Source organism: Streptomyces sp. NPDC001902 (genome assembly GCF_042891295.1).
Classification (GTDB): Bacteria; Actinomycetota; Actinomycetes; order Streptomycetales; family Streptomycetaceae; genus Actinacidiphila.
In genome coordinates this window covers 113,899-126,687 of the sequence record NZ_JBIATA010000017.1, presented here as the reverse complement: position 1 = coordinate 126,687, position 12,789 = coordinate 113,899, and the positions used below count along the sequence as shown (strand labels likewise).

Here is a 12,789-nt window from a genome sequence, read left to right as displayed (position 1 = left end):
GCGGACGTGTTCAATGGGCGGATGCCGCACGCCATCGACCCGCGCCTGCTGAGGGCCTTCACCGCCGTCGCGGAGGAACTGCACTTCACCCAGGCCGCCGCCCGCCTCCACGTCGCCCAGCAGGCGCTGAGCCGGGACGTCCGGCGCCTGGAGCGGGAACTGAGGGCCGAGCTGTTCGTGCGGACGACCCGCTCGGTGCGGCTGACCGCCGAGGGGGAGCGGCTGCTGCCGTACGCCCGGCGCGTGCTCGCCGCCCACGACGAACTGGCCGCCGCCTTCGCGCCCACCGGCCGTCCGCTGCTCGTCGACATCGGCGCGCCGGTGGGCACCGGCCACCGGGTGCTGGCCGCCGCCCGCGCCGCCGCGCCCGAACTCGAGCTCACCGCGCGCTTCCACAGCGGGCTCACCGGCGCCGCCGCCGGGATCCTCGCCGGCCGCCTGGACGTCTCCTTCGGCCGCGCGGCGGGCCTGGCCCCCGCCGTGCTGGACCGGCTGGAGCACCTGCCGGTCCGCTACGAGCGGATGGCGGTGCTGCTCCCCGCCGGCCACCGGCTGGCCCCGCTCGCCGAGGTGCCGCTCGACCGACTCGCCGGGGAGTCGCTCTACGCCGCCGCCGGGAACCCGGACACCGCCGAGTGGACGGACCTGGCCCAGCGCCTGTTCCGCGGCCGGGGCATCGCCGTCGCCGCGCCCTTCCCCGCCATCGACGGTCCGGAGGAGTTCGTCCGTCTGGTGCGCAAGCACCGCTGGCCCGTCCTGGCCAGTACCGAGTTCATCGACCTGCCCGGCTTCGTCCTGCGCCCGCTCACCGGCCCCGTACCGCTCGCCCCCGTCTCCATGGTGTGGCGGCGCGGACTGCGCCACCCCGCACTGGACGCCCTGCTCTGCGCCGCGCGCCGGCTCGCCGCGGAGGACGACTGGCTCACCGTGCCGGACGGCGCCTGGCTGCCGGAGCCGGACGCCCGCGTGATGGCGCCCCCGGCGCTCACACCGGGCCCGCGCACCGGGTGAGAGCAAGGTTGCGTGGCGGTCACCTCAGGCCATCGGGAGGAAACGCGCCGTTCCTACCGTCGTGGGCATCACCCGACGAGCGACATCAGGGCCTGGAGGCGTCATGACTGCCGCGAGCACCACCGCACGCAAGGGCGGCCGCTGGATCGAACGGTGGGACCCCGAGGACGAGGGGTCCTGGGAGAACGGCGGCCGGCGCGTCGCCCACCGGAACCTGCTCTTCTCCGTCCTGTCCGAGCACGTCGGCTTCTCCGTCTGGACGCTCTGGTCGGTCATGGTGCTCTTCATGGGCCCGGAGTACGGCATCGACCCCGCCGGGAAGTTCTTCCTGGTCGCCATGGCCACGGCGGTCGGCGCCCTGGTCCGCGTCCCGTACACCTTCGCCGTCGCGCGCTTCGGCGGCCGCAACTGGACCGTCGTCAGCGCGCTCATGCTGCTGCTGCCGACGATCGCCGCCGCCGTCGTCATGGAGCCCGGCACCTCCTACGGCACCTTCCTCGCCGTCGCCGCGCTGACCGGGGTCGGGGGCGGCAACTTCGCCTCCTCCATGACCAACATCAACTCCTTCTTCCCGCTCCGGAAGAAGGGCTGGGCCCTCGGCCTCAACGCGGGCGGCGGCAACATCGGCGTGCCGGTCGTCCAACTGGTCGGCCTGCTGGTCATCGGCACGGCAGGCGCCGGCCACCCCCGGCTGCTGCTGGCCGTCTACATCCCGCTCATCGTGGTCGCCGCCACGCTCGCGGCCCTATACATGGACAACCTCGCGCCCGTGCGGAACGACACCGGCGCGGCCGCCCTGGCGGTGAAGGACGGCCACACCTGGATCATGTCCTTCCTCTACATCGGCACCTTCGGGTCCTTCATCGGCTACAGCTTCGCCTTCGGGCTCGTCCTGCAGAACCAGTTCGCCCGCACCCCGCTGCAGGCCGCGTCCGTCACCTTCGTCGGCCCGCTGCTCGGCTCGCTGGTCCGCCCGGTCGGCGGACGGCTCGCGGACCGCTTCGGCGGCGCGCGGATCACCCTGTGGAACTTCCTGGCGATGGCCGCCGCCACCGCCGTGATCGTCCTCGCCTCGGCGCAGAAGTCCCTGGCGCTGTTCTCCGGCGCCTTCGTCGCCCTGTTCATCCTGACCGGCCTCGGCAACGGCTCGACGTACAAGATGATCCCGGGCATCTACGCCGCCAAGGCCGCCGCCAAGGGCCTGACCGGCGAAGCCGCGGCCTCCTACGGACGCCGGCTGTCCGGCGCCGCGATGGGCCTGATCGGTGCCGTCGGCGCGCTCGGCGGCCTCGGCATCAACCTCGCCTTCCGGCAGTCCTTCCTCACCCGGGGCACCGGCACCCCGGCCTTCGTCACCTTTTTGGCCGTCTACGCGGTCTGCTTCGCGGTCACCTGGGCCGTATACCTGCGCAGGCCCGCACCGGCCCCCGCCCCGGCGGCCGGGCCCGGTGCCGGGGCCGAGCCGGAGGCGCGGCTGTCCTACGCGCAGGTGTAGCCCCGGCGAACTGCGTAACAACGGGGAAATGCCGGTGAACCCAGACCGTCACCGGGGCTTGGAACCATGCGCGCAACGGGGCGCACGACTCCGGGACCCGGGACGGTCCCGGCCTCCGTTGCACGTGTACCTCCAGCGGAGCGAGGCAGAGCCATGCAAGTGCGACACCCAGACGTCCTCCCCTTGGCGGGCTTCACGGTCGGCGTCACCGCGGCCCGCCGCGCCGACGAACTGTGCGCCCTGCTCGAACGGCGCGGCGCCGTCGTGATGCGGGCCCCCGCGCTGCGGATCGTCCCGCTGCCGGACGACACCGAACTGCTCGCCGCGACCAAGGGGTTGCTCGACCGCGGCCCCGACGTCGTGGTGGCCACCACCGCGATCGGCTTCCGCGGCTGGATCGAGGCCGCCGACGGCTGGGGGCTCGGCGAGCCCCTGCTGGAACGGCTGCGCCACGTCGAACTGCTCGCCCGCGGCCCCAAGGTGCGCGGCGCGATCCGCGCGGCCGGGCTCAGGGAGTCCTGGTCGCCGGCGTCCGAGTCAATGGCGGAGGTCCTCGACCGCCTGCTGGACGAGGGCGTCGACGGCCGGCGCGTCGCCGTCCAGCTGCACGGGGAACCGGTGCCCGGCTTCAGCGAGGCACTGCGCGCGGCCGGCGCGGAGGTCGTGGGCGTCCCCGTCTACCGCTGGATGCCGCCGGAGGACCTGGGCCCGGTCGACCGGCTCATCGACGCGGCCGTCGCCCGCGGACTGGACGCGGTCGCCTTCACCAGCGCCCCCGCGGCGGCCTCCCTGCTGGACCGGGCCGACCGCAGGGGCCTGCGCGGCGAACTCCTCGACGCCCTGCGCCACGACATCCTCCCGGCCTGCGTGGGCCCCGTCACGGCGCTGCCCCTGCAGGCCCACGAGGTGCCCACCGCCCAGCCCGAACGCTTCCGTCTCGGGCCGCTCGTCCAACTGCTCGCCGCAGAGCTCCCGGGGCGGGTGCGTCCCCTTCCCGTCGCCGGACGGCGCCTGGAGATCCGCGGCCACGCGGTCGTCGTCGACGGCGAGCTGCGCCCCGTCCCCCCGGCCGGGATGGCCCTGCTCCGCGCCCTCGCCCGGCGCCCCGGGTGGGTCGTCTCCCGGGCCGACCTGCTCCGGGTGCTGCCGGGGGCGGGGCGCGACGAGCACGCCGTCGAGACGGCGATGGCGCGGTTGCGGGCGGCGCTGGGGGTGCCGAAGCTCATCCAGACGGTGGTCAAGCGGGGGTACCGGCTTGCGCTGGATCCGGCGGCGGACGCCAAGTACGCCTCCGCGTGACCCGGAGTCGTGGGTGCGGCCGGTTGTTGTGTGCGGGTGCGTTGCGCCTGCGGCGGGCTGCCCCCGCCCGCCCTCCCGATTGCCCGGCGCGGTCAGTGACCGCCTCGCGCGTTCGTTGTGGGGTCGGTGCCGCGCCGGGGTACGCCCCCAGCCTTCGGCCGGGGGGACCCCCATGGGGGCACCCCGCCACACCCCCTTCGGTCGTGTGGGCGACTGACGGCCGGATGGGGTGAGAAGGCCGGTCCGGGGTTGCCGCAAGTGCCCCACTCACCCCCCACCGGCCGTCGTGCGCCGCGACAACGGGAGGGGGTGTGGCGGGGTGCGCCCGGAAGCGACGAGCGGCGGACCCGGGCGCCGAACGATGTGGACGTAAACCGCGAGCGCTGAGGACGTGCGCCGGCGCGGCACCGACCCCAACCCAACAGAGCGCAGGCCCGCACCAACCGTGCCGGGCAATCGGGAGGGAGGGCGGGGGAGAAACCCCAACGGCAACCACAACGCACCCGCACGGGGCGACACGGGGTACCCCGGACGCTTCGGGGGGCACTTGCCGAGTGGGCGGGAAACGCCTGGTTGGCGTACGGTGACAGGCTGCCCCGTACGCCGGGGCGGCGCACGCGGCGCGTGACGTACGGAAGTGGAAGAAGGGGGTCCTGCGTGGCAGCGGTCCGGGACACGGAGATCGCAGTCGAGCAGACGCATCTGGACCGGGTGTACGACCGGCTCGAGGAGAAGATCCACGAGGCGGAGTTCCTCATGGACGACGCCGTCAAGCGCGGCCAGGTCGGCACGCCGGGCGCGCTGGCGGAGCGCGACGCCCAGGTGTTCCGGGCGGGGCTGCACCTGAACCGGCTGAACGCGGAGTTCGAGGACTTCCTCTTCGGCCGGATCGACTTGCTGCTGGGCAAGGACGGCAAGAAGGGCCCGGACGGTGCGTACACCTCCGTGGAGCCCGCCGATGAGGCGATCCGCCCCGACGGGACGGCGGAGGTCGCCGAGACCCTGCACATCGGCCGGCTGGGCGTGCTGGACGCGGACTACGCGCCGCTGGTGATCGACTGGCGGGCGCCCGCGGCGGCGCCGTTCTACCGGGCGACGCCGGTCGCGCCCGGCCGGGTCGTGCGGCGGCGCGTCATCCGCTCCAAGGGCCGCAAGGTGCTGGGCGTCGAGGACGACCTGCTGCGCCCGGAGCTGAGGACGGGGCTGCCGGTGGTGGGGGACGGCGCGCTGATGGCCGCGCTGGGCCAGGCGCGCAGCCACACGATGCGGGACATCGTCTCCAGCATCCAGGCCGAGCAGGACGTGGTGATCAGGGCCCCCGCAGCCTCCGTCACGGAGGTGACCGGCGGGCCCGGCACGGGGAAGACGGCCGTGGCCCTGCACCGGGCGGCGTACCTGCTGTACCAGGACCGGCGCCGGTACGCGGGCGGGATCCTGGTGGTCAGCCCGACGCCGCTGCTGGTGGCGTACACCGAGGGCGTACTGCCCTCGCTGGGCGAGGAGGGCCAGGTCGCGATCCGCGCCGTGGGCTCGCTCGTGGACGGTGCCGAGGCGACCACGTACGACGATCCGGCGGTCGCCCGGATCAAGGGCTCGCTGCGGATGCTGAGGGTGCTGCGCAAGGCGGCCCGGGGCGTGCTGGAGCACGGGTCCGGGCAGGGTCGCTGCCCGGACCGGCTGCGGGTGGTGGCGTTCGGGCGGCGGCTGGAGCTGGACGCCGAGGAGCTGTCCGGTATCCGGCACGCCGTGCTGAGCGGCACGGCGCCGGTGAACCTGCTGCGGCCCCGGGCCCGCCGTCTGCTGCTGGACGCGCTGTGGCGCAAGGCCGGGCGCCGTTTCGAGGACCCGGAGCTGGCCGCCGAGGAGCGGCAGGGCTTCGACGAGGACGTCTCCACCGAGCAGGAGTTCGTGGACTTCCTGGCCGCGTGGTGGCCGGTGCTGACCCCGCGCGGGGTGCTGGCGGCGCTCTCCGACGAGAAGCGGCTGGGGCGCTGGGCGCGGCGGGTCCTGACGCCGCCCGAGGTGCGCCGGGTGGCGCGCTCGCTGCGGCGGCTGGACCCCGCGGGCAACGGGGCGCTGTCCGTGCACGACGTCGCGATGCTGGACGAGCTGGAGGCGCTGCTGGGCCCGCCGCCGAAGGTGCGCACCCGGGAGGCGGACCCGCTGGACCAGCTGACCGGTCTGGAGGAGGTCACCACCTTCGCCGACCGGATGGCGGCCGGGCGGCGCAGCCGGCAGGACCGGCTGGACGCGGAGCGCACGGAGTACGCGCACGTGATCGTCGACGAGGCGCAGGACCTCACCCCGATGCAGTGGCGGATGGTGGGCCGCCGGGGCCGCGCCGCGACCTGGACGGTGGTCGGCGACCCCGCGCAGAGTTCGTGGACCGACCCGGACGAGGCGGCCCTGGCCCGTGACGAGGCCCTGGGGACGCGTCCGCGCCGCCGCTTCACCCTCACCGTGAACTACCGCAACCCGGCCGAGATCGCGGACCTGGCGGCGAAGGTGCTGGCGCTGGCCATGCCGGGCAGCGAGTCGCCGCGCGCGGTGCGTTCGACGGGGCTGGTGCCCCGGTTCGCGGTGACCGCCGACGGCGGCCCCGGCGAGGCGGTGCGCGCGGAGGCGGAGCGGCTGCTGGGCGAGGTCGAGGGCACGGTGGGCGTGGTCGTGGCCATGGGCCGCCGTGAGGAGGCCCGGGGCTGGCTGGCGGGGCTGGGCGAGCGCGTCGTGGCGCTGGGCAGCCTGGAGGCCAAGGGGCTGGAGTACGACGCGACGCTGGTCGTCTCGCCCGCGGAGATCGCGGACGAGTCCCCGGCCGGGCTGCGGGTGCTGTACGTGGCGCTGACCCGGGCCACGCAGCGGCTGACGGTGCTCTCCGGCGCCCGCGACCTGCCGGACGACGCCGGCGTCCCGGACCTGCTGCGGGACTGACCGTCCGCATGACGACGGCGGGGCGGCCCCTCTGGGAGGGGCCGCCCCGCCGGACGTCTGTGACACCGACCCGCCATGCTCGCCTCGCGGCAAGTGGGCGCTCGAAGCGCCTATGGTTGGGCCCGGGGGCTTGGATCGAGCCGGTGCCTCACCCAGGCTAACAAACGATCCGAGATTGTCATTCCGTCCGTGTGCGCCGTTCCGGTGGCGGGTGGGGGAACATTAAGCACACAAGCTTCCGTTGACCCCCCTCGCTACTCGACATTCTGTTGTAGGGCCCCCGGGTTTACGCGTACCCACCAGTAGGTGGCAGCATCGAGGGCGCACAACCAGCGACAGCGGAGGAACAGCGGCCATGGCAACGGCGCCGAGCGTCTCGTACTCAATCACGGTGCGGCTGGAGGTACCCGCGAGCGGATCCGCGGTCAGCCAGCTCACCACGGCCGTGGAAGCCTCCGGTGGAGCCGTCCACGGCCTCGACGTGACCGCTTCCGGCCACGAGAAGCTGCGGATCGACGTGACCATCGCGGCCACCTCGACGGCCCACGCGGACGAGATCGTCGCCAAGCTGGCGCAGATCGAGGGCGTCGCGATCGGCAAGGTCTCCGACCGCACGTTCCTGATGCACCTCGGCGGCAAGATCGAGATGGCGTCGAAGCACCCCATCCGCAACCGTGACGACCTCTCCATGGTCTACACCCCGGGTGTGGCCCGGGTCTGCATGGCGATCGCCAAGAACCCCGAGGACGCCCGCCGGCTGACCATCAAGCGCAACAGCGTCGCGGTGGTCACCGACGGCTCGGCCGTGCTGGGCCTGGGCAACATCGGGCCCAAGGCCGCGCTGCCGGTCATGGAGGGCAAGGCGGCCCTGTTCAAGCGCTTCGCGGGCATCGACGCCTGGCCGATCTGCCTGGACACCCAGGACACCGACGCGATCGTGGAGATCGTCAAGGCGATCGCCCCCGGCTTCGCCGGCATCAACCTGGAGGACATCTCGGCGCCCCGCTGCTTCGAGATCGAGGCCCGGCTGCGCGAGGCCCTGGACATCCCGGTCTTCCACGACGACCAGCACGGCACCGCCATCGTGGTGCTCGCGGCGCTGACCAACGCGCTGCGCGTGGTCGGCAAGCAGGTCGGCGACGTACGCGTCGTCATGTCGGGTGCGGGCGCCGCCGGCACGGCCATCCTCAAGCTGCTGCTCGCGGCGGGCGTCAAGCACGCCGTCGTGGCGGACATCCACGGCGTCGTGCACAGCGGCCGGGAGGACCTGGTCGCCGCCGGCCCCGGGACGGCGCTGCGCTGGATCGCCGACAACACCAACCCGGAGGAGATCACCGGGACCCTGAAGGAGGCCGTGCGTGGCGCGGACGTCTTCATCGGCGTCTCCGCTCCCAACGTCCTGGACGGCGAGGACGTCGCGGCCATGGCCGACGGCGCCATCGTCTTCGCCCTGGCCAACCCCGACCCCGAGGTGGACCCGGCGGTCGCCCGGGAGACCGCCTCGGTGGTCGCCACGGGCCGCAGCGACTTCCCGAACCAGATCAACAACGTGCTGGTCTTCCCGGGCGTCTTCCGCGGCCTGCTGGACGCCCAGAGCCGCACGGTGAACACCGAGATGATGCTCGCGGCGGCGACCGCCCTCGCGGACGTCGTCACCGAGGACGAGCTCAACCCGAACTACATCATCCCGAGCGTCTTCAACGACAAGGTCGCGGGCGCCGTCGCCGGCGCCGTCCGTGAGGCCGCCAAGTCGCAGGGCCTCACCGCGACGCCGTAACGACGGAGCGTCATCGAGCCGCACACGTCCCGCTTTTTGTGTGACTCTCCCGGGTGCCGGATTGGCGTTTCCCCCAGAAATAGGGGCAGGATGCGTACCTGGGCGGTGAGGGCCGCACCGCAGAAGCGCGATGAGCGTCTTCACAATGCGTCTTCCCCGACGGTCGACGTTGGGGGTTTCCATGCAAGGAGTACTTAGATGAACCGCAGTGAGCTGGTGGCCGCGCTGTCCGAGCGCGCCGAGGTGACCCGCAAGGACGCCGACGCCGTTCTGGCCGCGTTCGCCGAGGTCGTCGGCGAGATCGTCGCCAAGGGCGACGAGAAGGTCACCATCCCCGGCTTCCTCACCTTCGAGCGCAGCCACCGCGCCGCGCGCACCGCGCGCAACCCGCAGACCGGTGACCCGATCCAGATCCCGGCCGGCTACAGCGTGAAGGTCTCCGCGGGCTCGAAGCTCAAGGAAGCCGCCAAGGGCAAGTAGTTCCGCGCCTACCGCGACAACCGAAAGGGCGGCCTCCCCGCGGGGAGGCCGCCCTTCGTGTGTTCCGGACGGTGGGCCGGGCGCCGGGTCAGTCCGCGGCGGGCAGCTCGACCTTCGCGCCGAGCTTCTCCAGCTTGCCCATGAAGTTCTCGTAGCCGCGGTTGATCAGGTCGATGCCGTGCACCCGGGAGGTGCCCTGCGCCGCCAGGGCCGCGATGAGGTACGAGAAGCCGCCTCGCAGGTCGGGGATGACCAGGTCGGCGCCCTGCAGCCGGGTGGGGCCGCTGACGACCGCGGAGTGCAGGAAGTTGCGCTGGCCGAAGCGGCAGGGGGTGCCGCCCAGGCACTCGCGGTAGAGCTGGATGTGGGCACCCATCTGGTTGAGCGCCGAGGTGAAGCCCAGCCGGGACTCGTACACCGTCTCGTGGACGATGGACAGGCCCGAGGCCTGCGTGAGGGCCACGACCAGGGGCTGCTGCCAGTCGGTCTGGAATCCGGGGTGGACGTCGGTCTCCAGGGCGATGGCGTTCAGCGGGCCGCCGGGGTGCCAGAAGCGGATGCCGTGGTCGTCGACCTCGAAGGCCCCGCCCACCTTGCGGAAGACGTTGAGGAAGGTCATCATCTCGCGCTGGCTGGCGCCGCGGACGTAGACGTTGCCCTCGGTGGCCAGGGCCGCGCAGGCCCAGGAGGCGGCCTCCAGGCGGTCCGGGAGGGCGCGGTGGTTGTAGCCGCCGAGCTTGTCCACGCCGGTGATGTGGATGGTGCGGTTGGTGCCCATCGTGATGATGGCGCCCATCTTCTGCAGGACGCAGATGAGGTCCTCGATCTCCGGCTCGATCGCGGCGTTGCTCAGCTCGGTGACGCCCTCGGCCAGGACGGCCGTCAGCAGCACCTGCTCGGTCGCGCCGACCGACGGGTACGGGAGCTCGATCTTGCAGCCGCGCAGCCGCTGCGGGGCCTCCAGGTACTGGCCCTCGGGGCGCTTCTCGATGACCGCGCCGAACTTGCGCAGCACGTCGAAGTGGAAGTCGATCGGCCGGCCGCCGATGTCGCAGCCGCCCAGGCCCGGGATGAAGGCGTGGCCGAGGCGGTGCAGCAGGGGGCCGCAGAACAGGATCGGGATCCGCGAGGAGCCCGCGTGCGCGTCGATGTCGGCGACGTTCGCGCTCTCCACCTTGGACGGGTCGAGCACCAGTTCCCCGGGCTCCTCGCCGGCCTGCACCGTCACCCCGTGCAGCTGGAGCAGACCCCGCACCACGCGCACGTCGCGGATGTCGGGCACGTTGCGCAGCCGGCTGGGTTCGCTGCCCAGCAGCGCGGCCACCATCGCCTTGGGCACGAGGTTCTTCGCGCCGCGGACATGGATCTCCCCCTCGAGGGGGGTGCCGCCGTGGACGAGCAGTACGTCGTTAAGGCCGGTCATTGCTCTCGCGTTCCTGGAGACGGGCAGAAAGGAAGCTAGGTCCCCGCAGGCACCAAGGGGAAATGGTAATCGGCCTTCCGGCGCCGGGGAGAGGCCTGTGAGGTCCCACTCATGTAATGGCTTCGCTACAGCACCCTGTGCGGTCGCGCGCCTCCGGAGGGTCGCCGGCGGCGCGCCCGGTGCGCCGGGCCCGGTCCGGAAAGGGGGCCGTTGCCACCCCGCGCGGCGGCGGAATGCGGGATCATGTTGACCATGACCGAAGTGTCATCGCTCACCGGCAGACTGCTCGTCGCGACGCCCGCGCTCGCGGACCCGAACTTCGACCGGGCGGTGGTGCTCCTCCTCGACCACGACGAGGAGGGGTCCCTCGGCGTCGTCCTCAACCGCCCCACGCCCGTCGGGGTCGGCGACGTCCTGGAGACCTGGGCCGGTCTGGCGGGCGCGCCCCCGGTCGTCTTCCAGGGAGGGCCGGTCTCGCTGGACTCCGCGCTGGGCCTGGCCGTGGTGCCCGGGGAGCCGCGGGACGGCGAGGACGGGGAGCCGCTCGGCTGGCGCCGGGTGTACGGCGCGATCGGCCTGGTCGACCTGGAGGCGCCGCCGGAGCTCCTCGCGGCCGAGCTGGGCTCCCTGCGCATCTTCGCCGGGTACGCCGGATGGGGGCCCGGACAGCTGGAGGACGAGCTCGTCGAGGGCGCCTGGTACGTGGTGGAGTCCGAACCGGGGGACGTCTTCTCCCCGGACCCCGAGCAGCTGTGGCGCTCCGTGCTGCGCAGGCAGCGCAGCGAACTCGCGATGGTCGCGACGTATCCGGACGATCCGTCTCTGAATTAGGCTTGCGTGCCATGAGCACTCTCGAGCCCGAGCGCGGGGCGGGCACCGGCACCCTCGTCGAACCGACCCCGCAGGTGTCGAACGGCGATGGCGACCACGAGCGCTTCGCGCACTACGTTCAGAAGGACAAGATCATGGAGAGCGCGCTCTCCGGATCGCCGGTGGTCGCGCTCTGCGGCAAGGTCTGGGTGCCCGGCCGGGACCCCAAGAAGTACCCGGTCTGCCCGATGTGCAAGGAGATCTTCGAATCCATGCCCACCGGTGGCGGGGACAAGGACAAGGACAAGAGCGGCAAGTAGCGGCCGCCACGGCACCCGGCGGGCACGGCCGCGGCACGGCGGCCGTACCTCGCGCGTTCGGGGGGACATGGCGCAGGACGACGCCGTCACGGCGGACCGGGTCTTCGGGCTGTGCGAGCGGGGGCGCTTCGAGATGGCGCACTCGCTCGTCGACGACGCCTTCGTCGCCCGCAACGGCAGCTTCGGCTACCTCGTACGGGCCAGGGTCTTCGCGTACGAGCGACGGGCCGACCGGGCCCGGGAGGCCGTCGACTGGGCGCTGGCGCACGCGGAGCGCGGCGACCCCGACCCGCCGCTGCTGGCCGGGCTCGTCCTGCTGATGCTCGGCGACGCGCACGGCGCCCTCGGGCTCGGGAGGCGGGTCGTCGCCGCCGACCCCCGCGAATGGCGCGCCCAGGTGCTGGTCGCCGACTCCTGCCGGATGCTCTCCCGTGGCCCCGAGGCGCTCGCCGCCGCCCGGCGGGCCGTCCTGATCGCGCCCCGCGAGGCCGAGGCCCAGGTCGCGCTCGCACGGGCGCTGGACCTCTCCGTCCGCCCCGCCGCCCAGGCCGAACGCCGCACCGTCGTGGCCCGCGCCCTGGAGCTCGGTGCCGCGCCCGCGGACGTGGCCGGGCGGCGCCGGTGGCCGCGGCTCGTGCCCGTGCTGCTGGTGGCCGCGCTGGTGCTGTTCGCCGAACCGGAGGTGCTGGCCGGTGGGGTGGGCGTGCTGGCGGCCCTGGCGGGCGCGCTGTGGCTGCTGCAGGCCCGTCGTTCCGGCAGCACCGGCCTGGGGCGGCTGCAGACCGTACGTGCTTTGGCCCGCGCCGAGTTGAACGGGGACCCGGCCCGCGCCCGGGCCGTGGCCCTGACCGTGGCGGCCCACCTGGCCGTGCTGCCGATCGCCGCCACCGGCCTGGCGGCGGCCGGCGCCGCCGACGGCACCCCGTGGCCGCTTCCGGCCGTCCTGGGCGTCGCGGCGGGCGCCGTGGTGGTGCTGCTGGGCGCCGCCCGCGCGGTGCGCTGGTGGTACGGCGACACCTTCCTGCAGCGCGACCTGCTGCCCAGCCGGCACGTCGTCCTCCAGTTGACCGCCGTCGTCGCCCTCATCGGCACCGTCGTGGCCCTCTCCGTGGCGCAGGCGAGCTCCACGGCGCTGTGGTCAGCGGTGACCGTGAGCCACCTCCTGTGGTGCGTCGTCGGCGTGCTGATCCCCGTCCTCGCGCTGAACCGGGACCGCCGGGCCCGCGGCTGACGGCTCACCGCG

10 protein-coding genes are annotated in these 12,789 nt (G+C 73.5%); 9 read left to right on the top strand and 1 reads right to left on the bottom strand.

Annotated features, from left to right (window positions below; all coding sequences use genetic code 11):
• The first annotated feature begins 21 nt into the window (after positions 1-21).
• From ACFYYN_RS26180 to ACFYYN_RS26155, 6 genes are all read left to right on the top strand, one after another.
• Positions 22-1,011 carry a LysR family transcriptional regulator gene (locus tag ACFYYN_RS26180; protein ID WP_500547721.1) on the top strand — a complete coding sequence of 330 codons (990 nt, stop codon included), beginning with the start codon at positions 22-24 and terminating at the stop codon, positions 1,009-1,011.
• Between the two features lie 103 nt (positions 1,012-1,114).
• Complete coding sequence (locus ACFYYN_RS26175; RefSeq protein WP_500330086.1) at positions 1,115-2,506, top strand: nitrate/nitrite transporter; 1,392 nt, start codon at positions 1,115-1,117, stop codon at positions 2,504-2,506.
• Positions 2,507-2,659: 153 nt separating this feature from the next.
• Positions 2,660-3,805, top strand: coding sequence for a uroporphyrinogen-III synthase (locus tag ACFYYN_RS26170; RefSeq protein WP_500330085.1), 1,146 nt, complete (start codon positions 2,660-2,662; stop codon positions 3,803-3,805).
• Between the two features lie 657 nt (positions 3,806-4,462).
• Complete coding sequence (locus ACFYYN_RS26165) at positions 4,463-6,736, top strand: UvrD-helicase domain-containing protein (protein ID WP_500547720.1); 2,274 nt, start codon at positions 4,463-4,465, stop codon at positions 6,734-6,736.
• Between the two features lie 355 nt (positions 6,737-7,091).
• On the top strand, positions 7,092-8,513 hold the full coding sequence (locus tag ACFYYN_RS26160; RefSeq protein WP_500330082.1) for an NAD-dependent malic enzyme: 1,422 nt from the start codon (positions 7,092-7,094) through the stop codon (positions 8,511-8,513).
• A 198-nt stretch (positions 8,514-8,711) separates the two neighbouring features.
• Positions 8,712-8,993, top strand: coding sequence for an HU family DNA-binding protein (locus tag ACFYYN_RS26155; protein WP_018564081.1), 282 nt, complete (start codon positions 8,712-8,714; stop codon positions 8,991-8,993).
• Between the two features lie 88 nt (positions 8,994-9,081).
• Here ACFYYN_RS26155 and murA read toward each other — a convergent pair whose 3' ends face one another.
• On the bottom strand, positions 9,082-10,416 hold the full coding sequence (gene murA, locus ACFYYN_RS26150; protein ID WP_499512116.1) for a UDP-N-acetylglucosamine 1-carboxyvinyltransferase: 1,335 nt from the start codon (positions 10,414-10,416) through the stop codon (positions 9,082-9,084).
• 252 nt (positions 10,417-10,668) lie between these two features.
• On the opposite strand from murA, the gene ACFYYN_RS26145 reads away from it, so the two are divergent.
• The 3 genes from ACFYYN_RS26145 to ACFYYN_RS26135 all read left to right on the top strand — a co-directional run bounded on the left by ACFYYN_RS26145 (position 10,669) and on the right by ACFYYN_RS26135 (position 12,777).
• A complete protein-coding gene (locus ACFYYN_RS26145; RefSeq protein WP_499512115.1) occupies positions 10,669-11,247 on the top strand; it encodes a YqgE/AlgH family protein in 579 nt (192 codons plus the stop codon).
• 11 nt (positions 11,248-11,258) lie between these two features.
• The gene (locus ACFYYN_RS26140) at positions 11,259-11,546 is read left to right on the top strand and encodes a DUF3039 domain-containing protein (protein WP_499512114.1); all 288 of its coding nucleotides are present in this window, start codon (positions 11,259-11,261) and stop codon (positions 11,544-11,546) included.
• A gap of 67 nt (positions 11,547-11,613) precedes the next feature.
• Complete coding sequence (locus ACFYYN_RS26135; protein WP_500547719.1) at positions 11,614-12,777, top strand: hypothetical protein; 1,164 nt, start codon at positions 11,614-11,616, stop codon at positions 12,775-12,777.
• Positions 12,778-12,789: the final 12 nt, after the last annotated feature.

Excerpts from the sequence above, each read along its gene's own strand:
- murA (WP_499512116.1), bottom strand. The coding sequence starts at position 10,416 with ATGACCGGCCTTAACGACGTACTGCTCGTCCACGGCGGCACCCCCCTC.
- ACFYYN_RS26170 (WP_500330085.1), top strand. The coding sequence starts at position 2,660 with ATGCAAGTGCGACACCCAGACGTCCTCCCCTTGGCGGGCTTCACGGTC.
- ACFYYN_RS26145 (WP_499512115.1), top strand. The coding sequence starts at position 10,669 with ATGACCGAAGTGTCATCGCTCACCGGCAGACTGCTCGTCGCGACGCCC.
- ACFYYN_RS26135 (WP_500547719.1), top strand. The coding sequence starts at position 11,614 with ATGGCGCAGGACGACGCCGTCACGGCGGACCGGGTCTTCGGGCTGTGC.
- ACFYYN_RS26175 (WP_500330086.1), top strand. The coding sequence starts at position 1,115 with ATGACTGCCGCGAGCACCACCGCACGCAAGGGCGGCCGCTGGATCGAA.
- ACFYYN_RS26160 (WP_500330082.1), top strand. The coding sequence starts at position 7,092 with ATGGCAACGGCGCCGAGCGTCTCGTACTCAATCACGGTGCGGCTGGAG.
- ACFYYN_RS26180 (WP_500547721.1), top strand. The coding sequence starts at position 22 with ATGCCGCACGCCATCGACCCGCGCCTGCTGAGGGCCTTCACCGCCGTC.
- ACFYYN_RS26140 (WP_499512114.1), top strand. The coding sequence starts at position 11,259 with ATGAGCACTCTCGAGCCCGAGCGCGGGGCGGGCACCGGCACCCTCGTC.
- ACFYYN_RS26155 (WP_018564081.1), top strand. The coding sequence starts at position 8,712 with ATGAACCGCAGTGAGCTGGTGGCCGCGCTGTCCGAGCGCGCCGAGGTG.